The sequence below is a fragment of the Nocardia vulneris genome (assembly GCF_001613425.1).
Classification (GTDB): Bacteria; Actinomycetota; Actinomycetes; order Mycobacteriales; family Mycobacteriaceae; genus Nocardia; species Nocardia vulneris.
This window is the reverse complement of record NZ_BDCI01000029.1, coordinates 82,573-107,739: the sequence shown is the minus strand read 5'-3', so window position 1 is coordinate 107,739 and position 25,167 is coordinate 82,573. Positions and strand designations below refer to the sequence as shown.

The following is a 25,167-nucleotide window of genomic DNA, read 5'->3' as shown; positions in this document are numbered from 1 at the left end:
CGGAACCGGTGGGTGAGCACGGAACCGGTGCGTAGACCTGGAGCCCGTGCGTGGACGCGGAACCGTGCGTGGACGCAGTACCGTGCGTGAGCACGGAACCTGTCCGTGGACGTGGAGCCGGTGCGTGAACGCGGAACCCCTGCGTGAGCACAGCACCGTGCGTGGACGCGGAGCCCGTGCGCCAATGCGGAACCCGTGCGCCATCGCGGAACCCGTGCGTGAGCACGGAGCCCGTGCGTGAGTACGGAACCTGTCCGTGGACGTGGAGCCGGTGCGTGAGCACGGAACCTGTCCGTGGACGTGGAGCCGGTGCGTGAGCGCGGAACCGTGCGTGAGCGTGGAGCCGGTGCGTGGACGCGGAACTGTGCGTGGACGCAGAACCGTGCGTGGACGCAGAACCGTGCGTGAGCACGGAACCTGTCCGTGGACGTGGAACCGGTGCGTGAGCGGGGAACCGTGCGTGGACCCAGAACCGTGCGTGGACGCAGAACCTGTGCGTGAACGCAGTACCGTGCGTGAGCACGGAACCGTGCGTGGACCCAGAACCGTTCGTGAGCACGGAACCCGTGCCTCGTCGCGGAACCCGTGTCTGAACCCGGAACCCGTGCCTGAACCCGGAACCCGGAACCGCGCTCAGCGGTTTTGCAACCCGGTGAGTGCTGCCTGGAGGGTGGAGTGGACGGCGAACACCTGGTCGAGGTTGGTCATGCGGAGTTGTCTGCTGGTGGCGGGGCCGTCGGCGACGACTGCGATCGCGGTGGCCGAGCCGGCCCGCTGGTGGGTAGCCACCAGGACGGCCATCCCGGCCGAGGCGAGGAAGCTGACGGCCGTCAGGTCGATGATCAGGGCCGCGGGTTTGCCGTCGAGAATGGCCTCGATCGAGCTTTCCAGCGCCGGTGCGGTCGCCAGATCGACCTCACCGGCCACGGTCAGCACCGTCGCACCGTCCTGCGAGGCGACGGTGGTGGTCATCGTGTCCGCCACGGGGTACGCGTCTCCGGATGTATTACTCACGCGATCACAACACACAAGTAGCGGCGAATTCGCAACCTCGGCGTGTCCATAGCTGTCAACCCTACCGTAGGACGCATACCGAAGTTGCCGTTGTGGCGCTATCGGATTCGCCCGTCTGGGCTGGCGCTGCCGCGGATCACCCGCGGTGACCGAGCGCCGGATGCGGCATCCGCCACCCCGCGGCCAGCCGGGACGGATACAGGCCGGCCCCGCCGCCGAAGAATTCACAGAACTTCATGATGAGCGGATCCCAGCCCACCGGATCGACGTACGCGGTGCCGGGGATGATCAGTTCCTCGGCCACGTGGGCACGGACCACCCGCACGGTGTGGGCGGTCGCGCCGGTATCGACCCCGAACGGCACAGCCGAGACCAGCTCACATTCGAGCTGGATCGGGCACTCGGCCACCCGTGGCGCGCGCACCCGGTCCGCGGCGACCTCGGTGAGCCCCGCCGCGCCGAACTTGTCCGGTTCGTAGCGATACCCCTTCTCGATCCGATGCGCGGTCAGCTCGGGCGCACCGGTCAGCAGTGCCAGCCGATCCACCGCCGGCACCAGCGCCGCGGACGGCAGGTTCAGCACGCATTCGTGCTCGCGCACCATGTTCTGGGTGGTGCGCGACGACGTGCTCATCCCGAGCATGCAGTGGTCGCCGAGCCACCACGCCGACGACATCGGCGCGAGATTGCCTGTCCCATCGGGGTTTCGGGTGCCGACCAAGACCACCGGCGTCCCGAAATACAACACCTTCAGATCAACGACTCGATGCATCCCGCCACCCTCCCGCACTGCGGGCCCCGGTGCTGGCGGCAAACGGACACCGCAGCCCGGAAGTGCTTGGGAGCCTTCGGGTTCGGGCACGCCACGTCGAGCCTCGTAGGTCGAGTTTTCAGTTGGTGATGCGGGGGTGGGTGCCGCGCAGCGGGTTGGCTACGGGAAAGGTGATGGCGGGCAGGGTGACCGACATGCGGACGTGGGTGCCGGGGCCGGTGTGGTCGATGTCGAGTTCTTCGGTGAGGGCGCGCATCATGTCGATGCCGCGACCGCGGTAGCCGGGGTCGGCGGCGCGCGGTTTCCAGCTGCCGGTGTCGGTCACGGTGATCACGACGGTCTCGACGTTGCAGGTGGCGGTGAGGACGACGCGGTCGGCCTCGGCGGCGGGGTCGCGGGGCGGTACCAGGGCGGCGCGGCCCATGGACAGGTCCGTGCCGGCGGGCCGGCCGCTGGGCGGCGCGCCGTTGCGGTAGGCGTGCTCGATGCTGTTGCTGCACGCCTCGTTCGCGGCGGCGACGAGATCCGAGGCCAGATCGTGCGGGACCGCGGCGGCCGCCAGCCACGCTTTGAGCGTACGGCGCAGTGCCGCAAGCTCATCCGGGTGCGCGGGCACCTCCAGCCGCAGCGGCGCGGGCGGTTGCCGGTACACCACCATGGCGACGTCGTCGTCGTAGCCCGCGGCGGGCCGCAGCCGGGACAGCACCGCGTCGGCCACCTCGCGCGGCAGTTTGGCCGCGGTGCCCGCGAGCACGTCGGCGATCTTGGCGAAGCTGTCGTCGATGTCGATGCCGCGCTGTTCGACCAGCCCGTCGGTGAACAGCACCAGGGTCGAACCCGGGGTCAACGCCGTGGTCGCCTCCGGTCGCCGTGGCGGATCGAAGGTGGCCAGCGGCACCGAGCGGCCACCTTCCAGCAGGCGGCCTACGGTGTCGACGTCGGCGAGGATCGGCGGCATGTGCCCGGCGCTGCTGTAGCGGACCAGTCCGCGCACCGGGTCGAGCACGGCGGCGCACACGGTGGTGCACATCGCGCCGGGAATGCGTCCGGCCACCGTGTCCAATTCGGCGAGCAACTGCGCGGGTCCCGCCCCGCGCAACAGCAAAGCCCGTGCGGCCGTGCGTAATTGGCCCATCACGACGGCGGCGGACAACCCGCGGCCGACGCAGTCGCCGACCACGACGCCGATGGTGCCGTCGCGCAGCGGCACCACGTCGTACCAGTCGCCGCCGATCTCCAGTGGCGGCAGCGCGGGTTCGTAGTGCACCGAGAAGCGGGGCGGCAGTTCGATCGGCCCGAGCATGGCCCGCTGCAGGGTCAGCGAGGTCGAACGGGCCTGGTCGAAGTTGCGCGCTCGCTGCACGGCGAGGCTGAGGTGGCCGATGAGCAGGGAGAACAGCGTCCAGTCGGCGGCGCTGATCGCGCGCGGCGCGGCGAAGCGCAGCCAGATCGCGGCGTCTCCGGTTTCGCCGAGCGGGGCGACGATCCCCTCGGAGCTCTCGGTGCCTTCGGGGATGGCGAACAGGCTGCGGCCCGGCCGTCGTCTGGCCCGATCCAGCAAAGCCTGTGCGCGCGCGTCGAGTTCGGTCCGTTCCGGTCCGTCCGGCGCGCCGTCGCCGCCGGAGACGTACACCTCCGGTGCGCTCTGCCGGCTCGGCCACACCGCGACCACCGCGGTCTGCGCCCCGACCGTGCGCCGCAATTCGTCCAGGCCGACCGCGAGCACCTCGACCACGCTGGTCGCCGCGCCGACGGCGGTGGCGAGCCGGGAGGCCGCCTGGTCGCGGGCCTGCGCGTCGTGCTCGGCGGTGACGTCGCGGATGGTGCCGACGAAGATCCGTTCGTTGTTCTCCGGTTTGACCAGCGTGCTGGTGCTGACCGCGAGCCAGACCGAGCGACCGTCGCGATGCCGCACCGGAATGACGAAACGCTGTGCGGCCGTGCCGAGATCGGGATAGCGCGGGCCGTCCGAGATGGACCACGGATGCGGCAGGGGATAGGGCACGTCGGCGGCGCCGTATCCGGTCAGCGCGCCGAACGCGGAGTTGACCTCGACGATGGTGCCCTGCGCGTCGGCGACGAAGAAACCGTCCTGCAGCGATTCGACCAGTGCGGTGCGAAAGGCGTCGCGCCCGGCGAGATCGTCTGCGCGCGAACGCTGTTGCTCGTAGCGGCCGACGCCGTCCAGGTAGCCGCGGGTCGCGATGTCCAGTGCCGCGAGGGTTTGCAGCAGGAACTCCAGCCCCGTCTCCTCGAGCCGGTCCTCCTTCGTGTCCGCGGCTTTCTCGGCGGCCTGCACCACCCGGAAATGATGTTCGGTGAGGTCGAGCAGGCTGACGCCCTCGACCAGCGCCCGTCTGCCGAGTTCGTAGCCCTCGGCGAGGCTGTCCTGCGCGGTCGAATCCAGATGTCGCCGTAGCGCTTTCGCGTAGGCGTCGAGGAATTCGGCCAGCAGGGCGGTCATGTCGCCGCCCCGCTGCGCACGGTCGAAGTAGCGGTATGGCTCATGTCGTCGGTCCGTGGGCTGCGCCGCGGTGCCGCGCGGCGAGTACCAGCGCGTCGTCGGTGTCCTTGGCATGTCTGGCCAGGATGTCGGCGGTGATCTCCGCGGTGGATTTGGACAGGTCGATGCCGTCGGCGGACTCGCTGACGATGCCGTCGGTGGACATCAGCAGCAGATCGCCCGGGCGTACCTGGATGGTCTGCGGTTGCAGGTTCTGCGGTAACCGGTAGCCGACGATGCCCGCGGTCAGCAACACGGTGGCGCGCACGGTGAGCCCGCCGGGGCTCACGGTGAGCACCCGCGACTCGACATTGCCGACGCCGAGCCAGCGCACCGTGTCGCTGGGATCGAACAGTGCGAGCGAGACCGCCGCGCCGCGGGTGTCGGCCATGGCCCGATGACAGAGCACCATCAGCACGTCCAGCGGTTCGGCGCGGTTCTCGGCGAGCACCTGGGTGGCCCGATCGGCGGCGTCGGCGGCCGGTGCGCCGTGCCCCAGGCCGTCGAGTACCGCGAAAAGGACTGTGCCGCCGCCGGTGTCCAGCACGACGCTGCGGTCCCCGGAGACCCGCTGACCCGGCAGCGCGCGACCGGCCACCGCCCATTCGATTCGGCCGATGAACCCATCGTCATGCACCGTTGGGTACCCACTTCCACATCTCGACCAACGTGCCGCGGCCGGGTGCGGAGTCGATGGTGAGCCGGTCCATCAGTCTGCGGGCGCCGGGCAGACCGAGGCCCAGTCCGCGACCGGTCGAATAGCCGTCTTCAAGGGCGCGGGGAATGTCGATGATGCCGGGACCCTGGTCTTCGGCCTGCACCACCAGCGCCTGCCTGCCTTCTCGTTCGTCCACCGTCAGGCGGATCTCGCCGCTGCCGGCGTAACTGGTGATGTTGCGGGCGATTTCGGAGATCGCCGTCGAGATCATGGTGCGGTCTGTCAGAGAGAATCCGAGCTTGGCGGCCAGTTCGTGTCCGGCCTGACGTGCGATCACGATGTCGCCCGACACTCTGACCGCGATCACCAGGTTCTCAGCGGCCACTGTCACGACCGTCTCGCTGGCGTCGGGTGGTGGTCTTGCGGTTCAACCAGGCCAGGCCCTCTTCCAGATCGAGGGCGGTGTGCATGTCTTCGAACGTGAGCCCGAGTTGCACCATGGCGAACGCGACTTCCGGTTGCAGCCCGACGATCACCGTTTCGGCGCCGCGCAGCTGCGTCATGTGCGCGATGGTACGCAACGATCTCGCCGCGAAGGAATCCATGATGTCGATCGCGGTGACGTCGACAATGATGCCGTGCGCCCGGTATTTGCTGACCTGTTTCATCAGGTCGTCCTGCAGCCGTTCGGTATCGGCGTCGGTCAGTGCGGATTGGACCGAAGCGATGAGATAGGTGCCCTGTTTGAGAATCGGTACCGGCATGTGCCCGCCCTGATCTAGCGGCCGTCGCGTTCGGTGACCCGCTCGGCGACCCGGGAAACCTCGTAGCCCAGCAGACGTTCCGCTTCCTCGATACCGCCCTGGAGGTCGCCGACCGCGTTCATCTTGGACAGGTCCAAACCGATGGTGACCAGGGTGAGCGCGATCTCCGAGGAGAGACCGGTGATGATCACGTTCGCGCCCATCAGGCCGGATGCGTCCACGGTCTGCACCAGGTGGTTGGCCACGGTGGAGTCGATCTGCGGCACACCGGTGATGTCGATGACGACGACCTTGGCGCGATTGGCCCGGATGGCGCGCAGCAGCTGTTCGGTGAGCTGGCGCGCGCGCTGGCTGTCGAGCACGCCGATGATCGGCAGAATGAGCAGCTGTTCGCGCACCTGCAGCACCGGGGTGGACAGCTCGCGGATCGCCTCCTGCTGCTGCCGGATGACGCGCTCGCGCTCCTGCACGAAGGACACGCCCACGGTGTTGGCGATGCGGTTGGCGGCCGGTTCGTAGGCGTCGAGCACCGCGTTGAGCAGCTGGAAGTCCGCCTGGTACTTCTCGAACAGCGAGCGGGCGAGCACGTCACGCAGCAGCAGCACGATGCCGAGCACCTCGTCGGTTTCGACGCCTCTCGGAATGATGCGCTCGGACAGATCGCGCGCGTAGGCCTGCAGCGCCTCGACGCTACCGGTCTCGAGCACCTCGACGTAGTTGTCGTAGACGGAGGTCGCCTCGGAGAAGATCTCCTCCGGGGTCATCGCGGTGAGCAGTTGCGCGTCGGTGATGCGCCGTGCCCATTCCTCACGCAGTGCGGTGCGGTTCTGGCGCAGGTGTTCGACCAGCTGCGGCAGCAGATTGTCGACCGGTCCTGCGCGCAGCGAATCCGCCGAAAGGCTCATGGACACCTCGGACATGGAAACTCCTGCCCCTTTCGACGGTTACAGTCGGGATCGTCGTGCGTATCGGTCGTCGGACCGACACCGAGCCTAGTCATACCCCATGGCAGTCGCTGACGAAACCTGCCGGTTGTTCTCCGGTGATTCACGGTGGGGCGGCGAAACCCTGCTCCAGACCGAGCAGTGCCTCGTCCAGATAGACGGTGAGGTCCGCGTCGGCGCGCGCGAGCCAGGCGTCGAAGGCCGCCCGAGCCGCCGCCAGCGTGGTGCGGCCGACGGCCATCGGGATCAGCGCGTCCTCGGGCCGGCCGAGCCGGCGCGCGGCGAACGCGCTGACGGCGCGCTCCCAGGCGTCGTAGTGCGCGCCCGCGGTCGCGGCCAGCGCCGGAATCGTGGCGACCAGCTGCATGCGGGTGCGTAGCTCCGGGACGTCCTCGGCCCGATAGCGATTGGCGTCCACGACAACTCGGCGCACCGCGGTCATCATCGGAACATCGTCGGGCACGGTGGCGAACGCCGAGCGCAGAGCGGCGACTTCGTCATCGAACTGGTACCAGAGCACCTCGGCCTTGGTGGGGAAGTAGCGGAAGAAGGTGCGGCCGCTGATACCGGCGGCGGCCGCGATCTGTTCGACGGTGGTTTCGTCGAAGCCCTGTTCGCTGAACAACCGCATGGCGATCAGTTCCAGCTCGCGTTTGGTGGTGCCGCGGGGGCGGCCTCGGGAGTTCCGGGCGGTCACGGCTATTGATTATGTCAGTGACTGACGATAATCTCGCGGCATGTTCCAGAGTGTCGCAGGACACACCGGCGGCGCGACCGTGCCCGGTGTCGAGCGCGGCCGCCGGGGTGGGCCGGGTATCCGGCCCGTGGCGGATCTGACCTGGCCGGAAGCCGGTGAACGCGCCGCTGCCGGAGCCATTCTCGCCGTCGCGGTCGGCGCCACCGAACAGCACGGTCCGCACCTGCCGCTGTCCACCGACACCGATATCGCCGCGGCACTGTGCCTGCGCCTGGCCGCGCGGCGGCCGGATGTGCTTGTCGCGCCGCCCGTTCCGTACGGCGCGAGCGGCGAGCACGCGGGCTTCCCCGGCACGCTGTCGATCGGCCAGGCCGCGCTGGAACTGCTGATCGTCGAGCTGTGCCGCTCGGCCACCGACACTTTCGATCGCATCCTGCTGGTGAACTGGCACGGCGGCAATCTCGAACCGCTGCGGCGAGCCGAGACCCTGCTGCGCGCGGAATCTCGCGACGTGCGCGTGTATCTGCCGCGCTATCAAGGCGATCTGCACGCGGGCCGCTCCGAAACCGCCGTACAACTCGCGCTGGCGCCGGATCGGGTGTCGCTCGACTCCGCCGCCGCGGGTGACCGCAGGCCGCTGGCGGAACTGCTTCCCCTGCTGCGTGACTCGGGCGTGCGGGCGATCAGCCCCAACGGTGTGCTCGGCGATCCCGCCGGGGCGAACGCCGCGGAGGGGGCCGCGCTACTCGGCCAATTGACCACCGACCTGCTCGACCGAACCCGGCTGTGGTGGCCGGATTCCGCCTGAAAGGACCTGACCATGAACCCGTGGTTCGAAACCGTTGCCGAGGCGCAGCGGCGTGCGAAGAAGCGGCTGCCGAAATCGGTCTACGGCGCGCTGATCGCCGGATCCGAACGCGGCCAGACCATCGAGGACAACCAGCGCGCGTTCACCGAACTCGGTTTCGCGCCGCACGTCGCGGGTCCGATCGGCACCCGCGACCAGTCGACCACCGTACTGGGACAGCAGCTTTCGATGCCGGTCATGATCTCGCCGACCGGCGTGCAGGCGGTGCACCCCGACGGTGAGGTGGCGGTCGCCCGCGCGGCCGCGGCCCGCGGTATCGCGATGGGGCTCAGCTCGTTCGCCAGCAAGCCGATCGAAGAGGTGATCGCGGCCAACCCCGCGACCTTCTTCCAGTTGTATTGGTGCGGTGGCAAAGACGAGATCGTGCAGCGGATGGCGCGGGCGAAGGCGGCCGGTGCGGTGGGCCTGATCCTGACCCTGGACTGGTCGTTCTCGCACGGCCGGGACTGGGGGAGCCCGGTGATTCCGGAAAAGCTCGATCTGCGCACCATGCTGAAGTTCGCGCCGCAGACCCTCGCCCGGCCGCGCTGGTTGGCGACCTACCTGAAGTCCGGGCACATCCCCGACCTAACCGCGCCGAACATGGCGATCGGCGACGCCGCGGCCCCCGGGTTCTTCGGCGCCTACGGTGAATGGATGGGCACCCCGCCGCCGGACTGGGCGGACGTGCGCTGGATCTGCGAGCAGTGGGACGGACCGGTGATGCTCAAGGGCGTGATCCGGGTCGACGACGCGCTGCGCGCGGTCGACGCCGGCGTGGACGCGATCTCGGTGTCCAATCACGGCGGCAACAACCTCGACGGCACCCCGGCCTCGATCCGGGCGCTGCCCGCGGTCGCCGCCGCGGTCGGCGATCAGATCGAGGTGGTGCTCGACGGCGGTATCCGGCGCGGCAGCGACGTGGTCAAGGCGGTGGCGCTCGGGGCGCGCGCGGTGCTGATCGGCCGCGGCTATCTATGGGGCCTGGCCGCCAATGGTCAAGCGGGCGTGGAGAACGTCTTGGACATCCTGCGCGGCGGCATCGATTCGGCGCTGCTCGGGCTGCGCAAGACGAGCGTCACCGAACTCGGGCGCGACGATCTGGTGGTGCCGGACGGATTCGAGCGGGCGCTCGGGGTGCCGGTCGAGTCCGGCACGGCCGCAACGGATTCGAGTGCGGCCAGGCCGGTCGCCGTCGGCTAGCCGGTCAGTTCTCGCTCGCCGCGCTGCGGTGGTGCGCGAGCAGGGTGTCGTAGATGTCGGCGAGCGCGGCCAGTTGCTGGCGGTCCAGCACGTCGATCATGTGCCGGCGCACGCTGCTCACGTGCGCGGGCGCGGCGCCGGTCAGCACCTCGGCGCCGCGCTGGGTGAGCCGCGCCGCGGTGCGGCGCGCGTCGTCGGGGATGGGTTCGCGAACGACCAACCCGCGCTTCTCCATTCGGGTGATCTGATGCGAGAGCCTGCTCTGTGACCACTCCAGTTTCAGTGCCAGGTCGGCGAACGTGCACCGATGCTCCGGGGTGCCGCTCAGGAAGGCCAGCACCGAGTACTCCACGTAGGTGAGGTTGGACTCGCGCGTCGAGTCCCGCCCGACCGCCGCGGCGATGAGGTCGCGGGTGCGCACGAAGCCCACCCATGCGCGCATTTCGACGTCATCGAGCCAACGGGGATCGGTCACGATAGCGCTCCAAACTCTGGCGTGTCATACATTGTCGCGCGCCGTTGTACGTTCGCGTGACGGTTTGCGTGGCGACCGGACGGTCGGACGTCCGAGCGTTTTGTGTGAGACGACAGGTAGCACTACCGGGGTTGAACGTGCAACCTTTTGTGCCAACTGAACGAACGCGAGCAGCCTGGTTGTTCGCGGTGATAAGGCTTGCCTAAGCCGGGGTGGGATGCGGCCGGATGGATAGGCTCGCTCTGCTCGTGACCAGCTGTGGCTACTCGGCCCGGCCCACCTCGAAGGAGTGCGTCTCGTGACCGCGCCGGACTTCCGCTACTCAGACCTGCTGCCGATCGGCCCCGACGACACGTCGTACCGGCTGCTCACCACCGAGGGCGTGCACACCTTCGAAGCCGGCGGCCGGACCTTCCTGCAGGTGGAACCCGAGGCGCTGCGCCTGCTCACCGCCGAGGCGATGCACGACATCAGCCACTACCTGCGCCCCGCCCACCTCGGCCAGCTGCGCAAGATCATCGACGACCCGGAGTCCAGCGGCAACGACCGTTTCGTCGCGCTCGACCTGCTCAAGAACGTCAACATCTCCGCGGGCGGCATCCTGCCGATGTGCCAGGACACCGGCACCGCGATCGTGATGGGCAAGAAGTCCGAGGGCGTGCTCACCGGCGCCGACGACGCCGAATGGATCAGCCGCGGCGTGTTCGACGCCTACACCAAGCTGAACCTGCGCTACTCCCAGCTCGCCCCGATGACCATGTGGGACGAGAAGAACACCGGCAACAACCTGCCCGCGCAGATCGAGTTGTATTCCGCGCCGGGCGATCCCGCGCATCCGGCCTACAAGTTCCTGTTCATGGCCAAGGGCGGCGGCTCGGCGAACAAGTCGTTCCTGTACCAGGAAACGAAGGCCGTGCTGAACCCCACCCGGATGCTGGAGTTCCTGGACGAGAAGATCCGTTCGCTCGGCACCGCGGCGTGCCCGCCCTATCACCTCGCGGTCGTGATCGGCGGCACCAGTGCCGAATTCGCGCTGAAGACGGCGAAATACGCCTCGGCGCACTACCTGGACAACCTGCCCACCGAGGGTTCGCTGGCCGCGCACGGCTTCCGCGATCTGGAACTGGAGGAAGAGGTCTTCAAGCTGACCCAATCCTTCGGCATCGGTGCGCAATTCGGCGGCAAGTACTTCTGCCACGATGTGCGCGTGGTCCGGCTGCCCCGGCACGGCGCCAGCTGCCCGGTGGCGATCGCGGTGTCCTGCTCGGCGGACCGGCAGGCGCTGGCCAAGATCACCGCGGAGGGCGTGTTCCTCGAACAGCTCGAACGCGAACCCGCGCACTACCTGCCGGAGCAGACCGATTCGATCCTCGGCGGCGACGTGGTGCGGGTCGACCTGAACCGCCCGATGTCCGAGATCCGGGCCGAGCTGTCGAAATACCCGGTGAAGACCCGGCTTTCGCTCACCGGGCCGCTGGTGGTCGCCCGCGACATCGCGCACGCCAAGATCAAGGAACGGCTCGACGCCGGCGAGCCGATGCCGGAGTACCTGCGCGAGATGGCCGTCTACTACGCCGGTCCCGCGAAGACCCCCGAGGGCTATGCCTCGGGGTCGTTCGGGCCGACCACCGCGGGCCGGATGGACTCCTACGTCGATCAGTTCCAGGCGGCGGGCGGCTCATTCGTCATGCTGGCCAAGGGAAATCGCTCCGCGCAGGTCACCAAGGCGTGCCAGGAGCACGGCGGTTTCTACCTCGGCTCGATCGGCGGACCCGCCGCGCGCCTCGCGCTGGACTGCATCAAATCGGTCGAGGTGCTCGAGTACCCGGAGCTGGGCATGGAAGCGGTCTGGAAGATCGAGGTCGAGGACTTCCCGGCGTTCATCGTGGTCGACGACAAGGGCAACGACTTCTTCGCCGAGACCCAGAAGCCGATCGCGCTGCGGGTGCGCACCCGCAGCGCCGAACGCGTCTAGCCGGTCAGCTGGTCGCGCGCCGATACGTCAGGGCGGCGCGCAACCGGCCGAGCCGGCGCGGCTGCACGTTGACCCGGGCGAGGTCGCCGTCGTAGTGGGCGAGCACGCGAGGGTCCATCACGGCCCGCCACAGCGGTGGCACGGCGGCGAGCACGATCATGGTCGCGTAGCCCGCCGGTAGCTGTGGCGCCTGCGCCGAGCTGCGCAGGGTCTGGTACCGCCGGCCCGGGTTGGCGTGGTGGTCGCTGTGGCGCTGCAGATGGAACAGGAAGATATTCGTGACGAGCCGGTCGCTGTTCCAGCTGTCGCGCGGGGAGCAGCGCGCGTAGTTGCCGTTCGGGCGTCGTTCGCGCAACAGCCCGTAGTGCTCCACATAGTTCACCGTCTCCAGCAGCGCGATGCCGATCACCGCCTGCAGGGCCAGCCACGGCAGCACCGCGAGGCCGAACGCCGCGATCAGCCCGCCGAACAGCACCGCGGTCATCGACCAGGCCTGCAGGATGTGGTTGTCCACGTGCCACCAGCCCTTGTCCTTGCGCGCGAGGCGCTCGCGTTCCAGCCGGACCGCCGAGCGGAAACCGCCGGATACGCTGCGCGGCAGGAACTCCCAGAGGGTCTCGCCGAACCGGGCGCTGGCCGGGTCCTCCGGCGTGGCCACCCGGACGTGGTGGCCACGATTGTGCTCGACGAAGAAGTGGCCGTACCCCGATTGCGCGAGTGCGATCTTCGCCAGCCAGCGCTCCAGATGCTCGACCCGGTGCCCCAATTCGTGCGCGGCGTTGATGCCGATGCCGCTGACGAAGCCGAGGGTGGCGGCCAAGCCGAGCTTGTCGGCGACGCCGAGTTCGGGACCGGTCCACAGGTAGCAGGCGATGCCGAGCCCGATCAGCTGAATCGGCAGGAAGAGGTAGGTGCACCACCGGTAATACCGGTCGTTGGAGAGCAATTCGTAGTCTTCGTCGCGCGGGTTGTCGCCGTCCTCGCCGACCACCCAGTCCAGCACCGGGATCACGATCAGCACGATGATCGGGCCGATCCACCAGAAGACGGGCGCTCCGGTGTGCAGCACGAGCTGAGAGGGGAGCAGCGCGCACGACGGCGCGATCAAGCCGAGAACCCACAACGGGCGCTTCGAATCCTGACCTCGTGCGGGTCGACGATTGATCTTCATTCCTCTTCCGGTAACACTCCGGCGAACCGCGCGGCCGGAACCTGCTGCGCCTCGCCGCTATTCGCGGATAACCCTGGTGCCTTTGACAGAAGAGTCGCCGCGAATATGTAAGTCGTTACGAGAGCGAAGTGAGTGTATTCCTAATCGGTGCGCGCCGCGACCACCACCCACCCACGCCCGGGAAGCGTTTCCTTTGCTAATTAGCAAACAGTGGGCATCCTTGGGCTTGCCTTTCCGCGGCACGTGCCCCGTCCCGGGGAACGGGTTATGGTCGGAGCGGAAGGGAGGAACTCGGTTGCACGTCGCGATCTTCGCCGACGTATCGCTCGGCACGGTCGGTGGGTCGCACTCCGCGCTGGTCGCGCAGTGGAAGTCGTTGCGGCGGCTGGGACATCGGGTCACGGTCTTCGCACCGGCCGTCGATGCCGCCGCCGCGGACCCGGATCTCGTTGTGTTGGAAGGCGTTTCCGGTTGGCGCTCGGACGGGTCGGTGCTGGTGGTGCCGAACGGTGCGAACGCCGGATCGATCGACGCGGCCTTCGCCGAGCGTGGTCCGGTCGACGTGGTGCACGTGCTCACCGCGTCCGGTGCCGGGATCGCCGGGCTGCAGGCCGCGCGCAGGCACGGCATTCCGCTGGTGCAAACGCTGCGGCGGCACGACGAGGCACTGGTCGAACGGTATTCCGTGCTGCGCTTGGTGACCGCATCGATCCGGCGGTACCTGCGCGGCGGCCACCGCGCCGCGCAGCCGCTGTCGGGCCGGGCGCAGGCCGCCGACCGGGTGGTGACGCCGACGCGACGGCTGGCGCGCACGCTGGTCGCGGCGGGCGTGCGCCGCCCGATTCACGTGGTGCCCAACGGCATCGATGACGAACTGCTGGACGCCGCACCGGACCCGCACTTCACCCTGCCCGATCCGAACGCGGAATCCGCTGCCGCGCAACAACCCCTGCGCGTTCTCTGGTGCGGCCGGTTCGCGCTGGAGAAGCGGCCGCTCGCCGCGCTGGAGGCCGTGCGCCTGGCGCTGGACGCCGCACCAGGCGGGTGCACGCTGGACATGTACGGCACCGGACCGCTGCTGGATCGGGCCTGGTCGTTCGTCGAACGGCACGGTTTGCGTGACCGGGTCCGGTTGCACGGCGAGGTCGGCCGGGCCGAATGCCTGGCGGCCATGCGCACCCACGACGTGCTGCTGTCCTCGTCGTTCGGCGCGGACTCCCAGCACATGGTGGTGCAGGAGGCCGTCGCCGTCGGCCTTCCTCTTCTCTATTGCGACCCGGACTTGGACGAGGCCGTGCCGGACGGCGGGGGAGTGCGCGCCCTCGGGCCGTCGATCCTGGCGCTCGCCGAAGCGCTCGGCAGGCTCGCGAACACGCCGGAACGGCTGGCCGAGATGCGGAAGGTCCTGGTCGGTTGTGCCGATGGGGTGCGGCAGTCGAATTACACGGCCGAACTCGTCTCGATCTATCGCCAAGCGATCGAGCAGGGTGCCGGATCGTGGCGGGAAACCGCGCGGGACACGACGCCGGCCACGGTCTTCGCCTGTCCGCTGTGGGTAGCCGCGGACCCGCTCATCGCGTGGCCCGGCGACGCCCGCTGACGGCTTATCTGGGCGTTCGACCTGGCTAGCGGCTTTTCGCGGACATCGCAGTGTCACCCCGATCGCCGGGGGCCGGGCGGCCGATTCGCGAGGCACCCTTAGCGATGTACGTCGTTGATTCCAGGTGCTCGAGCGCAACTGCCATTGAGGTCGAGGAGGGCAATGAGTACGTTCAGGACGGTCACGAGGACACTGCGTCTCTCGCAATCCGCCAGCCGCAGGCTGGCCGCACGCGCGGCCCGCGAAGGGACAACTTCCGCCGCGCTACTCGACCGCCTCATCCGGGAGGGCGTCGATCAGCTCGATCATCCCGGCATCATCTTCCGGGGACCCATGAGCGATCGGCGCGCGGCGCTGGTCGCGGGGCCCGATGTCTGGGAAGTCGTTGCGCGCCTACAGGAACTGGACGGTCCGGTCGAGCGGCGCATCGAAGTGCTCAGTGCCCGATCGAGTCTGCACGCGGGCAAGATCAAGATCGCCATCGCCTACGCGCGCGACCACGGCGGCGAGATCATCGAACGGATCGGCCGCAATCGGGCGGCCGCCGAGGTCATCCGGCGTGCCACGCCCGCGCGGGCGCCCGCCGTCGATCGCGAGCACCTCTCGCTGGTCACTCCGCTGCCCGAGTGATTCGGCCCAATTATCCGGTGCGGTAGTCGAATTGTCCGTTGTAGTGGCTGTTCACATCGATGGGGAGCGAACTGTGCACACCCTGCCGGGTTGTGCACAACCCCCTCCGCCTGTGAGCGCCGGTCCCGCTACCTCCCTCGGGGACGCCGCCCGCGGCCGAATTGCCCGCGCCCGCCCAGATCGCCGGAACAGGGCATTCGTCAATCCCGGTCGAACACCGCGTATTTCGCGAAACGGACAGTGCTCAACCGTCGTCGAAGTGTGATCCACAGCACTGGCGCGGATTGTGGACAACCCGTGTTCCTTGTGGATTAAAAGATTGCCGCGCAAGGGGATTCGGGTATAACGGTGCCATGTCCAATGACTATGACCCCAGTTCGCTGCGGCGCTCCAGAATCTCGGCGGCACCGTCCGAGGCATTTGCCACCACGGTGCGAAGTTCACCTGCCAGCGGTATGGCCGGTGGTATGGTGAGGAATATGGCAACCCGGAAGATCACGCTGACGGTCGACGAGGCGGTGCTGGCGGGCCTGCAGCAGGGGGCCGCCGAAGCCGGGATGCAACTGTCGCCGTACTTCGCGCGTTGCGCGCACAGTTGGATGCTGTATCAGGACGCTGTCCGTTCCGCGGCCCGCGATCGTGCCCTCGGCATGCACGAGGCGGCGATCGCGGAGGCGGAGTTGGCCGACCTGCAGGCGGCTGAGGCCGAAGTGCGCCGCGGTCGGCGCGCATGAGGCGAGGCGAGGTCTACCGGTTCGAGCGCGACCGGCCATCGCTCGAGAACGATCCCCGCACTCCGTACCGCGTTGTCGTCTCGGCGGATTACCGGCTACCCGACGAGCGAGTTCGGGTGCTGACCGCGCCCGTCGAGCGACTGGACCCACAGTCGATGGTCGCGGTGCGGCTCGGGAATGCCGATCCGGTCGAGGGTTGGATTCGGGTCGACCTGCTCGCGAGCACATACCGACCGTGGCTGGCCGGACCCCTCGGCGAGCTCTGCGTCGAAACGATGGAAAGCCTGTCGTCGAAGTTGCGGATCGAACTGGATCTCTGAGTCGACTCGGTGGTTCCGGGCGGGCGGGCCCGGAGGCACTACCATCGCCGGCATGGTGTTGCGGAGTGGTGTGCGCAGGCGGGTGCTGGTCGGATTGCCGGTGGCGGTGTTGCCGTTGGTGGGGGTGGGGGTGCCGCAGGCGGTGGCGGGGCCGGGGGTGGCGATCGATCAGCGGGAGGCGTCGGGGTCGGCGGCGGGGACCGAGGGGTTGGAACCGCGTTTGGCGTTGGCGTACACGTTGGCCGAGGGCGAGGCGCACGCGCAAGGCGTGCCGCTGTCGATCACCTCCGGCTATCGCTCGCGTGACGAACAGCAGTGGCTGTGGAACGACGGTTTGGCGAAATACGGCAGTCCCGACGAGGCGCGGCGCTGGGTGTTGCCGCCCGAGGAGTCGACGCATGTCTCCGGCCGCGCGATCGACGTCGGCCCGCAGGAGGGCGCGCACTGGCTGGAGGTGAACGGAAACACGTGGGGCCTGTGCCGCATGTTCGACAACGAATGGTGGCACTTCGAACTGGCCACCACTCCCGGCGGCGTGTGCCCGCCGACGAAACCGGACGCGAGCGTGCACTGACCGCGCGCTGACGTCCGTCCGCGAGTGACCCGGCCCGACAGGGCTGGGTCACAGTCGTCTGTGCATCTGCCTCATTGTGGCGTGGCCCACGTCCGAGTACGCTCTGGAATTCGAGACCGAAGGGTTTCACTACCAGATGTTCCGGCGACGTGGCCGGAGGGGATGAGGAGCCTCGATGCGGAGGATTGCCACCCGAATTCGTTCGGGGGTCGTGATTGCGGCGGCCATGCTGACGGTGCTCGGGTGGGTGGCGCCGGTAGCCAATGCCGACCCGGGACCTACCGCGCAGGTCGTATTCAACAAGCCCGGTCCGCACCCGGTCGCGACGGCGGTCCGCACGAATCCCTGCCAGGAATCGGTCTACGGCATGTTCCAGCACATCGTCGTGCACATGCTGGGCAACCGTGACGACATGACCTGTACCCAGGCCTTCCCGAACGGACTCGAATCGCCGATCGGCGTGAACACCTACTACCCGGCCGATATCGCGGACCTGCCGAACGCGCCGCTGCTGGTCTTCACCTCCGGCTTCGACGCGAACCCCGGCATGTACGACGCGCTGGCCAAACAGTGGGCGAGCCACGGATTCGTCGTGGTGATCCCGTACGAGTTCTTCAACTCGCTGATTTACGTGCCCGCGCTCGGGGTGGCGAGCGCCGTGGTGGCCGACCGCGACCCGAATTCGCCGCTGTATCGAAAGGTCGACCTGAGCCGGACGATCTTCGCGGGCCACTCGGGCGGCGGCCAGGCGGCCTTGCAGGCGGGCACTGTGTTCCCGGGCATCGCCGCCGCGATCGATCCGGCCATGCGCGTGCGCGGCGTGCTCGCCGTCCAGCCGGGCCCGCTCGCGGTGGGTGCGCTGGTGTCGGTGCCGACGCTGTTCCTCACCGGCTACAACGATTTCGTGGTGCCCGATTTCGCATGGGTGCGCTGGTGGCAGTACAACCTGACCTTCAACGCCCCGGCCTGGATCGCCAATGCCCGTGGCGTGAGCCATTTTTCACCGGTCGACGGACTGGACAACTATCTGTCCGCCGGTACCGCGGTGGCCTGGCTGCGCTACCTGGCCTTCGGCGACGAGCTCGCCCGGCAGTATTTCGTGGGTCCCGACTGGCGGCTGCCCGCGGACAAGACCTATTTCAGCGTCGAACGCAACGCGCTCGCGAACGCGGTGCAGTGATCCGGGAAGAAACAGGAGTGGGACGAGGATGAATCTCCGTCGGGGATGGCCGAGCGGACTCGTGTGCATTGCGCTGGTCGCGGCCGCACTGGTGTGCCCGCAGGCGGTGGCCGCGCCGGCCGCCGAGCTGTCGTGCGCCGAACCCGCCGCCGGACAGACGGCGCAACGGGCTGATCCGGCGGCCGCGGGCGTAGATCCGGCCGCACTGGACGCCGCGCTGAATTTCGGGTCCGCCAAAGGGGCGTTCGCGATGCAGGTGTATCGGCACGGCTGCCTGATCGGTGATCGCACCGGCACCGGGAATCTGCCGATGCCGCTGGCCAGTTCGTCGAAAGGCGTCGCCTCGGTGGCCGTCGGCCGGGCGATCACGCTCGGCTACTTCGGCTTGGACGATCCGCTCGGCAAGTTCTTCCCGCACGCCGATGCCGCGCATGCCGCGCTCACCGTGCGTCAGGTGCTGAATCAGACGACGGGGCTGCGGTTCACCTGGGCCGCGGACATCGCGGGCATCGCCACCGACGAGGTGTCGCAGACCTTGCAGACCCCGTTCGAGTTCGCGCCCGGCACCACCTTCCAGTACGCGCAGGCGGTGCTCGTGCTGCTGCCGAAGATCGTGGAGATCGCGACGGGTCTGGACTTCCAGGACTTCGTGCAGCGAGAGGTCATGCAGCCGTTGGGCATCGCCCGCGATCAGTGGGTGTGGCTGCGCGATCGCAGCGGCAACACCGCCGTCAACGGCGGACTCGCCATGCGCACCGACGACCTGGCCCGCTTGGCGCTGCTGATGCTGCACGAGGGGCGCTGGGGCGCAACGCAACTCATCGATCCGGACTACATCCGGCAGGCCCGGCAGCCGACCGCGGCCAACGGCGGCTACGGGTTCCTGTTCTGGCTCAACGCCGGTGACTCGTACAAGACCGCGACGGTGCCCACCGCCAAGGTGTTCGAGCACCCGATGTTCCCGGGCGCGCCCCGTGATCTGTACGCCTTCGTCGGGGCGCTCGGCCAGTTCGCGGTGATGATTCCCAGCCGCGACATGGTGATCGTCCGGCTCGGCATCCCGGGCGGCATCGACACCGGCAATGTGCAGACTTCCCTTGCCGCCGAATCCAATCCGGACAACAAGGAGTTCCTGCGCCGGGTGGTCGCGTCCGTCACCGATCAACCCGCCGAGCCGTTCGACGATCCCTACCGCTACGGCGACCATTTCGGCCCGATCATCAGCGACCTCGACGATCTGGCTTTCTGGGTCGATCCCGAACACCTGGCACAGATCCTGCTCGGCGTCGGACCGTACGCGCCGTCGAACTGCAACGTCGCCTGGTGCAACGGAAAGATCCTGCCGCAGGACATCTTCGCGGCCATGCTCGATTCCACCGGCCAGCTCGTCGCCGCGCTGCTCGGCCTCGGGCACGGGCCGCGCTGAGCGGACCTGCCCGAGGGCCTAGCTGACCGGAGTGAGTTCCAGCCCGCCCTCGATGGTGGTGTGGGTACGGCGGCGGTTCGGCGAGCCGAGGGCGGCGGTGAGATCGGTGCCGTCGTGCTCGGCGAGCAGTTCGCCGCTGTCCCAGACCAACAGCGTGGCACTCACCGTGTTCTCGGCCGCGGCGTGCGCGAGATCGTAGTGCGCGCAGCCGGGCACGTGCGCGTAGGTGATCCACAGGTCATAGCCGGTCATGAACAGGTCGAGGTCGAATTGCACACTGAGACCGAGCAATTCGCTGCGGCCGTTGTCGTCGACACCGGCGAAGGCCTCGTCCAGTGCGAGCAGGCGCGGCGCCTGCGGATCGGCCGAATCCAGCATGACGTGCGCCGCGGCGAACAGCGGCAGGTGCAGCGAAACCGACTGCTCACCACCGGACAGCGCGCTGTGCCTGGCCACCGTCAGCTTGTCCTCGCTGCCGTCGGCCGAGATGAGGGTGAACGAGAACACCCGCCAGGTGCGGTAATCCAGCGTCGCCGCCAGGATCTCGGGGTACGAACGTTCCGGGTGCGCGGCGCGTGCGGCCCGGATCTCCGACGCGAAATGCGCTCGGATGGTGGCCAATTCGTCCGCGCCGAGCACCGAGGCGTCCCGGTCGAGCAGCTTGCACATGGCGCGCGCGGGGTCGGAGAGCGTATCGGCGAGCACCCAGTGCACGCCGATGGTGTTGCCCGAGGACATCCGCCGCTGCTTCATCTCCGCGCCCATCTTGGCGATGAGTTCGCGGGCGTCGCTGGTGCGTTCGTAGATCTGCTGGGCGAGCCCGGTGAGCAGCGCGTCCTCCAGGATGCGGCGCTCGGCGTCGGTGAGCAGCAGTTCCTGATCCTTGCGCGCGCTGTCGATGCGGGCGGCGAAATCGGCGAGGGCCGACATGCCGTCGTCGTCCTGCACCTGCACCACGGTGAGCCCGTCGGCAGCATCCCACTGCAGGCGATAGTCACGTCCTGATCCGGCCAGCGCGGCATCGAACTCCTGGAGCGCGGCGGTGACCGCGCTGCGGGTCGATTTACGGGTCGCCTCGCTCGCGCGCACGGACGCCGTTGCGGTGCTGAGGTTCTCGAACAGCTCGGCGACCTCTTCGGGCAGCACCTGCGGCTCGGCCGCCGGCCCCGCCTGCGCGATCCGGTACAGCAGCTGTTCCGGGGTGGACCAGGCGGCGTCGCTGCTCGGCCAGCGGCCGTCCGCGGGCGCGCCCAGCAGCCGCAGCAGGTCCGGCCGGGCATACGGGGCAAGGGCTTTCACGTCGGCGAGCACCTCGTTGAGGGCGGTGCCGAGCGATTCGTGCGCGGTCCGGTAGGCGGCCTCGGCGTCGCCGATCGCCTCGATCGCCTCGTTGGCGGCCTTGCGTGCGGCCTTCTGCTCGGCCTTGGTCGCCTCGATCTTCGCGCGGGCCTTCTCCAGTTCCTGATCGATATCGGCGGCACCCGCCCCCAGCGCCTCGCGCAGAGTTTCCAGCTTGCGCAGCTGTTCCTGATAACCGGACTTGGCCGCCTCGGCCTCCTCGGCGAAGGCTTCGGCGAGATCCTTGGCCTCGGCGTAGCGGTCGGCCCCCTCACGTTCGCGTTCGCGTTCCCGCTCGTGCTCGGTGCGCAGCCGGAGCAGACCGGTGCCGGTGTTCTCGAAATGCCGGATGGCGGCGGCGAGCGCGTCGAGTTCGCGCGGGTCGCGTGGCGTCCGGTGTTTGACGGCGGCGGCGCGCAGCTTCTTCTCCACCGCGGTGACCTCGGCGACCGCCTGGTCGAGGTCGCGCTCGGCCTGCGCGGCCGCCTCGGTGCGCGAGCGCATCATGCCCGCGGTCTCCGAGACCGCCCGCAGGGCGGTGGCGACCGCGGTGGCACGCGGTAAAGCCTTGCCCGCCGCGGAGATTCGCGCGAGCTCCGCTGTCGCGGCGGCCTCCTCGTCCGTAGCCGCCCGCTCGACCGCACCGGCGGCCTCGAGCGCGGCGGCGAGCTCGGTCAGCCGCAGTTCGCGCCTGCGCGCCCGGGCGGTGGCGCCGATGAACTCGGCGTCGGTCTTGTGGTGCCTGCCGAGCTGCACGCCCTGCCGGAAGCCACCCGCGGTGCTCACCGCGAGGCCACCCGCCGGATCGCCCTTGCCCTCGTGCAGCGCGATGGAGGCGAGCACGTCGGCGACGGCCTGTCGCGGCACCGTCAGCGCGTCCGAATCCTCTTCGACGACAAGGACATCGGCGAGCGTGCGACCCTTCGGCCGGTCCGCGGCGGGCAGCGGGACGAGGAACTGATCCGAGTCGTACTGCGCGGGCGGCTCGGCGCACACCCAGCCGTCCAGGAGGTCGGCGGCATGCAGCGCGGCCTCGATCCCCGCGGCGGCCGCCGGTGGTACGTCGTCGGCGAACCGGACCAGCCGCCACAGCGGTGCGCCGGGGCGGTCCGCGGCACTGCGCGCCCGTGCGGCGAAAGCCGGTGGTGCGTCATCGCTTTGCGCGGCCACGCGGTCGCGTTCGGCGCTCAGCTCGGCGATCTGCGCGGCCGCCGTCGCCGCCCGGCCGCGGGCCTCCTGGCGCCGGTTGCGGATCTCGTCCAGCAGCGGTTCGCCGCGTTCGGCGAGCACCTCCGCGACCGTCGCCTCCTCCGAACCCGCCTGGGCCAGTGCGGTGTCGAGGGCCTCGAACAAGCCGTTCTTGATGGGGGCGTACACGTCGCGGTGCTCGTCCCACCAACTGCGCAGCGCCGCTGCGGCTTCGGTGCGGGCGAGCACGACCGCCGCCTCGGCGTGCGCGACCTCGGCGGCGGCCGCTTCGCTCAGCTCGCGGGCGCGTTCGGCGAGACGCTCGGCCCGGGTGCGTTCGGCGGCCGCCTTTTCCATCAGCCCGAGCGTCTGCCGGACCTGGCGCACGTCCGCGTCGCGTTCCTCGGCATGCGACCGGACCGCGGTGGTGAGCTGGTCGGCCCGTGCCGCCTCGGACAGTGGCGTCCAGGCGATGCCCGCTTCCTCTGCGGCGGAACGCAATTCGTCCTCACCGCGGGACAGCGCGGCGGCCGCGCTGTGCACCGCGGTGCGGGCCCGCTCGGCCTCCTGCGCCCGCTGGTCCAGGGTCTGGCGTGCTTTGAGCGCCTTGTCGCCGTGCACGCCCGCCGAGGTCTCCAGCCTGCGGACCGCGTCGGCCAGGTCGTCGAGCTGTTGTTTGCCCTCGTAGGCGCTGGAACGTTGCAGGTTCTCCCGGTCGCCGAGGGCCTCCTCGTAGGCGCGGTCCGCGTCTTCGGCCCGGGTCTCGGCGGTGGCGCGTTCGGCCTCGCGACGTTCCCGCAGCGCGGTCGCGGCGAAGAGCGCGGTGCTCGCATGGGTCACCGCGTCGAGCCGGGTGCGCAGCTGGTCTACGTCGGTCTTGGCCTGCACCGCAAGGTATTTGCGGTAGACCTCGACGAAGGTCCGGGTGGCGCTGTCGGCGTGCACCAGACCCTCCAGGGTGCGCCCGACCTCCTCCATATCGCTGAACGAGCGGGCCGCGTCCAGGATCAGTTGCTCGTCGAGCGGGCGCAGGCCGTCGGTCAGCGCCTGCGAAAGTCCGCGCGGGTCCAGGTTTTTGGCCAGCTGCGGGCGGCGCAGCGTGAGAATCAGATTGATCAGCTGGTCATAACGCTGGGTGCCGAGCCCGAACATGCGGGCGTCGATGGCGTTGCGGTACTCGACCGGGCGGTCGACGATGGCGTCGGTGCCGATCTGCTCGGCGAGTTGTTTGCGGGTGAGCGGCCGGTCGTCGGGACCGATCAGCGAGAAGTCCACGCCGACCCGGCCGTCGGCCACGAAGTACCAGCGGGTGACCTTGTCCGAAGAGCGGGTGGCGCGCATGCCGATGCCGATGGTCACGGCCTCCGGGTCGTCCCAGTTGCCGCGCGCGAACTCCATCCAGACGTAGGAGTACGCCGATTCCTGCTTGCGGTACAGCAGATTCGACTTCATCGTGCGCTCTTCACCGGCGAACGGATTGAGCCGGCGCGGCTCGATCCGGCCGTCCAGCACGAACGGGAACAGCACCTCCAGCGCTTTGGTCTTACCGGACCCGTTGGGGCCGCGCAGCACCAATCTGCCGTCGGCGAAGCAGTATTCCTGGTCGCGGTAGTCCCACAGGTTGATGATCCCGGCGCGGGTCGGGATGAACCGCACTCCGCCGTGAATGAGCGACATCGCCTCAGTTCCCTTCCGTGCCAGTGCTGTCGGACCCGTAGGTGTCGGCCGCGGTGACGAACAGTTCCTCGGTGCGCTTGGTGCGGACGGTGACCACCGCGCCGCGATAGCGCGCCAGGGCGGGCAGGACCAGCAGCCCGTTCTCGACCGAGCGGACCAGGCGCAGCCGTTCGAGCAGCGCGACCACTTCGGTGGTCAGCCCCGGCACGTCGGCCTGCCACTGGGCGGCGAAGGTGGCGCCGTAGCGATCGGTGAGCGCCTGCATGGTCTCGCGCACCCAGGCCGATTCGACCAGCGGGTAGGTCGCCTCGAACGGCTCGTCCTGATCAGGCTCCGTGGCCGAATCGTCTTGCGCCGCCTGGTCTTCGAACACGCTGCGCAGTTCGGCGAGCGGCGCGAAGACGGTGGACTCGGGGATCGCGCCGTCCAGTTGTGCGGCGAGCGCCTCGCCCGCGTCGGGCGGCGCGGGCCGCCGGTCGAGCAGGTTGTCGATATCGAGCACGCGGTCGGCGATCTCGCCCGCCAGCAGCAGACCGACCTGGGCCAGCGTGCCGGTGCTCGGGAAGCGGATATCGGAGAGCCGGCCGGAGGTATCGATCAGGGCGACGCCCTCGGCCCGGCGTTCGGCCCGCAGTCCGGTGAACAGTTCGACATCGGCCACGATCCGGTCGTGTCCGAGCACCGGGCGTTCGGCGGGGGCGAGATCCTCGAGATACACCACCGGGCGCTCGACGAGCGTGCGGCGCACCCGCCTGGCCAGGTCCGCGGCGGTGGGCGCGGGTGTCGCGCCCGCACCCTCCTCGGTGAGCAGCCCGCGCACGCTGTGCAGATGTTGCAGCGCGCGCGGCGGCCGGAACAGGGCGAACACCACGGGCCGGTCGATGTCGTAGAGCGCCTCGCCCGCCTCCGGGTCACTGGCCCAGCCGCCCGCGTCGCCGTCGGCCAGGGTGAGCGCGCCGCGGTGGGTCAGCCAGCCGACCGCGTCCACGAAGGCGTCCCGATCGGCGGCCCGGTCGGTGGACAGTTCCAGTCCCTCGACCCGGCCCGCGTACGCGGCGACCTGATCGGCCAACTCCGACAACGTGATCTGATCGCCCGCCCGGCCCAGCGCGGCCAGCGAGAGCGCGAGGTAGGCGTAGCGCCTGCGGTCGAACACCCGGTCGGCGGGCGTACGGGCGGGCTTGCCCGCGTCGAGCCGGTCGATGATCGGGAACACCCGGGCCGTGGTCTCGGTGACCTCGAGCCGGTAGCCGAACAGTTCGGCCAGGTCCTCGCGTAATTCCGTGGCCCAGCGCCGGATCAGCGGCAGCGCGATCCGGTCGGGATAGGTCCTGGTCACCAGATGATTGGCGAGGATGACCCGGGCGGCGCGCTGGTAGTTGTCCAGCGCGAGCGAGTCGATCTTGCGTCCGTGCATCATGAGCGCTCCAGTGTGTCACGCAGATTCCGGCCGGCCCGCGGCGTGCCGTCTCGGCGC

General features: G+C 69.3%; 22 protein-coding genes. 10 read left to right on the top strand and 12 right to left on the bottom strand.

Annotation, left to right across the window (positions count from 1 at the left end):
* Positions 1 to 633: 633 nt before the first annotated feature.
* The 8 genes from NVU01S_RS27990 to mftR all read right to left on the bottom strand — a co-directional run bounded on the left by NVU01S_RS27990 (position 634) and on the right by mftR (position 7,352).
* Positions 634 to 972, bottom strand: coding sequence for an STAS domain-containing protein (locus NVU01S_RS27990; RefSeq protein ID WP_029892966.1), 339 nt, complete (start codon positions 970 to 972; stop codon positions 634 to 636).
* Between the two features lie 178 nt (positions 973 to 1,150).
* Positions 1,151 to 1,786, bottom strand: a complete 636-nt coding sequence (locus NVU01S_RS27985; RefSeq protein ID WP_043678436.1) for a flavin reductase family protein — start codon at positions 1,784 to 1,786, stop codon at positions 1,151 to 1,153.
* Between the two features lie 118 nt (positions 1,787 to 1,904).
* Complete coding sequence (locus NVU01S_RS27980; RefSeq protein ID WP_043678434.1) at positions 1,905 to 4,250, bottom strand: SpoIIE family protein phosphatase; 2,346 nt, start codon at positions 4,248 to 4,250, stop codon at positions 1,905 to 1,907.
* Positions 4,251 to 4,290: 40 nt separating this feature from the next.
* Complete coding sequence (locus NVU01S_RS27975; RefSeq protein WP_043678433.1) at positions 4,291 to 4,926, bottom strand: SpoIIE family protein phosphatase; 636 nt, start codon at positions 4,924 to 4,926, stop codon at positions 4,291 to 4,293.
* Entirely contained in the window at positions 4,919 to 5,332 is a 414-nt protein-coding gene (locus NVU01S_RS27970) for an ATP-binding protein (protein WP_029892962.1), read from the bottom strand. Before NVU01S_RS27970 ends, NVU01S_RS27975 begins: the two co-directional genes overlap by 8 nt.
* Positions 5,322 to 5,711, bottom strand: coding sequence for an STAS domain-containing protein (locus NVU01S_RS27965; RefSeq protein WP_029892961.1), 390 nt, complete (start codon positions 5,709 to 5,711; stop codon positions 5,322 to 5,324). The genes NVU01S_RS27970 and NVU01S_RS27965 overlap by 11 nt, the downstream gene beginning before the upstream one ends.
* 14 nt (positions 5,712 to 5,725) lie before the next feature.
* On the bottom strand, positions 5,726 to 6,631 hold the full coding sequence (locus tag NVU01S_RS27960; RefSeq protein ID WP_042259746.1) for an STAS domain-containing protein: 906 nt from the start codon (positions 6,629 to 6,631) through the stop codon (positions 5,726 to 5,728).
* Between the two features lie 127 nt (positions 6,632 to 6,758).
* Complete coding sequence (gene mftR / locus NVU01S_RS27955) at positions 6,759 to 7,352, bottom strand: mycofactocin system transcriptional regulator MftR (protein ID WP_043678431.1); 594 nt, start codon at positions 7,350 to 7,352, stop codon at positions 6,759 to 6,761.
* A 40-nt stretch (positions 7,353 to 7,392) separates the two neighbouring features.
* Here mftR and mftE point away from each other — a divergent pair, with 40 nt between their 5' ends.
* Together mftE and mftD are read left to right on the top strand one after the other, a co-directional pair.
* On the top strand, positions 7,393 to 8,160 hold the full coding sequence (gene mftE / locus NVU01S_RS27950; protein ID WP_082032336.1) for a mycofactocin biosynthesis peptidyl-dipeptidase MftE: 768 nt from the start codon (positions 7,393 to 7,395) through the stop codon (positions 8,158 to 8,160).
* A gap of 12 nt (positions 8,161 to 8,172) precedes the next feature.
* Positions 8,173 to 9,402 (top strand): pre-mycofactocin synthase MftD, encoded by a 1,230-nt coding sequence (mftD, locus tag NVU01S_RS27945; protein ID WP_043678428.1) that lies wholly within the window; start codon positions 8,173 to 8,175, stop codon positions 9,400 to 9,402.
* Positions 9,403 to 9,406: 4 nt separating this feature from the next.
* Here the strand turns inward: mftD and NVU01S_RS27940 are convergent, their stop codons facing one another.
* Positions 9,407 to 9,877 carry a MarR family winged helix-turn-helix transcriptional regulator gene (locus NVU01S_RS27940; protein ID WP_043678425.1) on the bottom strand — a complete coding sequence of 157 codons (471 nt, stop codon included), beginning with the start codon at positions 9,875 to 9,877 and terminating at the stop codon, positions 9,407 to 9,409.
* 298 nt (positions 9,878 to 10,175) lie between these two features.
* On the opposite strand from NVU01S_RS27940, the gene NVU01S_RS27935 reads away from it, so the two are divergent.
* Complete coding sequence (locus NVU01S_RS27935; RefSeq protein ID WP_167829439.1) at positions 10,176 to 11,852, top strand: fumarate hydratase; 1,677 nt, start codon at positions 10,176 to 10,178, stop codon at positions 11,850 to 11,852.
* 4 nt (positions 11,853 to 11,856) lie between these two features.
* On the opposite strand, the gene NVU01S_RS27930 is transcribed toward NVU01S_RS27935, so the two are convergent.
* Positions 11,857 to 13,023, bottom strand: coding sequence for an alkane 1-monooxygenase (locus tag NVU01S_RS27930; protein WP_043678421.1), 1,167 nt, complete (start codon positions 13,021 to 13,023; stop codon positions 11,857 to 11,859).
* 295 nt (positions 13,024 to 13,318) lie between these two features.
* Between NVU01S_RS27930 and NVU01S_RS27925 the strand changes: the two genes are divergently transcribed.
* The 7 genes from NVU01S_RS27925 to NVU01S_RS27895 all read left to right on the top strand — a co-directional run bounded on the left by NVU01S_RS27925 (position 13,319) and on the right by NVU01S_RS27895 (position 19,487).
* Positions 13,319 to 14,623 (top strand): glycosyltransferase, encoded by a 1,305-nt coding sequence (locus NVU01S_RS27925; protein ID WP_052281150.1) that lies wholly within the window; start codon positions 13,319 to 13,321, stop codon positions 14,621 to 14,623.
* Between the two features lie 162 nt (positions 14,624 to 14,785).
* Positions 14,786 to 15,253, top strand: a complete 468-nt coding sequence (locus NVU01S_RS27920; protein ID WP_042259754.1) for a hypothetical protein — start codon at positions 14,786 to 14,788, stop codon at positions 15,251 to 15,253.
* Between the two features lie 479 nt (positions 15,254 to 15,732).
* On the top strand, positions 15,733 to 15,987 hold the full coding sequence (locus NVU01S_RS27915) for a hypothetical protein (protein ID WP_043678418.1): 255 nt from the start codon (positions 15,733 to 15,735) through the stop codon (positions 15,985 to 15,987).
* The gene (locus NVU01S_RS27910) at positions 15,984 to 16,307 is read left to right on the top strand and encodes a hypothetical protein (protein WP_043678416.1); all 324 of its coding nucleotides are present in this window, start codon (positions 15,984 to 15,986) and stop codon (positions 16,305 to 16,307) included. The genes NVU01S_RS27915 and NVU01S_RS27910 overlap by 4 nt, the downstream gene beginning before the upstream one ends.
* A gap of 52 nt (positions 16,308 to 16,359) precedes the next feature.
* Entirely contained in the window at positions 16,360 to 16,881 is a 522-nt protein-coding gene (locus NVU01S_RS27905; RefSeq protein ID WP_082032335.1) for a M15 family metallopeptidase, read from the top strand.
* Positions 16,882 to 17,056: 175 nt separating this feature from the next.
* Positions 17,057 to 18,061, top strand: coding sequence for a poly(ethylene terephthalate) hydrolase family protein (locus tag NVU01S_RS27900; protein WP_156161855.1), 1,005 nt, complete (start codon positions 17,057 to 17,059; stop codon positions 18,059 to 18,061).
* 28 nt (positions 18,062 to 18,089) lie between these two features.
* Positions 18,090 to 19,487, top strand: coding sequence for a serine hydrolase domain-containing protein (locus tag NVU01S_RS27895; protein ID WP_082032334.1), 1,398 nt, complete (start codon positions 18,090 to 18,092; stop codon positions 19,485 to 19,487).
* Between the two features lie 18 nt (positions 19,488 to 19,505).
* On the opposite strand, the gene NVU01S_RS27890 is transcribed toward NVU01S_RS27895, so the two are convergent.
* Complete coding sequence (locus NVU01S_RS27890; RefSeq protein WP_043678412.1) at positions 19,506 to 23,690, bottom strand: TIGR02680 family protein; 4,185 nt, start codon at positions 23,688 to 23,690, stop codon at positions 19,506 to 19,508.
* A gap of 4 nt (positions 23,691 to 23,694) precedes the next feature.
* Positions 23,695 to 25,107 carry a TIGR02678 family protein gene (locus NVU01S_RS27885; protein WP_043678450.1) on the bottom strand — a complete coding sequence of 471 codons (1,413 nt, stop codon included), beginning with the start codon at positions 25,105 to 25,107 and terminating at the stop codon, positions 23,695 to 23,697.
* Between the last annotated feature and the right edge of the window lie 60 nt (positions 25,108 to 25,167).